This window comes from Algoriphagus sp. PAP.12 (assembly GCF_026652115.1).
Lineage (GTDB): Bacteria > Bacteroidota > Bacteroidia > Cytophagales > Cyclobacteriaceae > Algoriphagus.
The window spans coordinates 1-987 of sequence record NZ_JAPPSQ010000065.1 but is presented as its reverse complement, the minus strand read 5'-3'; the positions used below and the strand labels follow the sequence as shown (position 1 = coordinate 987).

Below are 987 nucleotides of genomic sequence, written 5' to 3'. Positions count from 1 at the left end.
TTGGTTCTCAATAAGATGATCGACATCTCCGATCAGCAATACGGAACAGCGATCAGAAAAAAGTTTTCTCCCAAACCGTCTGGCGCCTCAAGCAAGAAAAACAAATAAGTATTTCTAGGACTTGTAGGGTGTTTGGGATCAGTCGCCAAGCTTTATATCAGGGAAGGCAGAGAGCCATTTACCGAAAAGAGGAATTGTCCAGAATCAAACCGCTGATCCAAGAAAAACGGATGAGGATGTCTAGGGTGGGAACCAGGAAACTACATCATCTACTGGGAGATAAATTCAAGGAAATGGGGATCAAACTGGGCCGAGATGCACTTTTCAGCTATTTAAGAGAAGAAAAGATGCTGATCAAACCCTTGAAAAGCTATACCAAAACCACTTATTCCAAACATTGGCTGAAGAAACATCCCAACCTGTTGAAAGAGCTCAAGCCAAACCGGATAGAAGAAGTCTTTGTAAGTGATATAACCTATATCAAGAGCAAGGAGAAGACTCATTATCTTAGTTTGGTGACAGATGCGTTCAGTAGAAAAATCATGGGCTATGAACTCAGTGATGATATGGGAGCTGAGCATGTAGTAAAGGCACTGGAGATGGCTATTAAAACCAGAAAAACCGACTGGCCACTCATCCATCATTCCGACAGAGGACTCCAATACTGTTCATCCTTATACCAAAAAACACTCAGATCAGGTCAAATACAAACCTCCATGACCGATGGATACGATTGTTATCAGAATGCCCTGGCCGAAAGAATCAATGGGATCCTTAAGCAGGAATTCTTATTAGAAACCTGTAATACAGGAAGTGAACTCAAAAAATATATTGAACAGTCTATAAAAATTTATAATCAGGAAAGACCACACTTGAGCCTAGGGATGAAAACTCCAGATCAAGTACATCAAAAAACCGAGGAAGAAAATCAACCTCGGTCTCAAGTTTTACTAATTTAATCCTGTCAACCTATTTTAGGACGGGTCA

1 pseudogene is annotated in these 987 nt (G+C 40.6%); it reads left to right on the top strand.

The window, feature by feature from the left end:
• A pseudogene (locus O0V13_RS21455) lies at positions 1 to 959 on the top strand (IS3 family transposase); the annotation flags it as partial.
• Positions 960 to 987 lie beyond the last annotated feature (28 nt).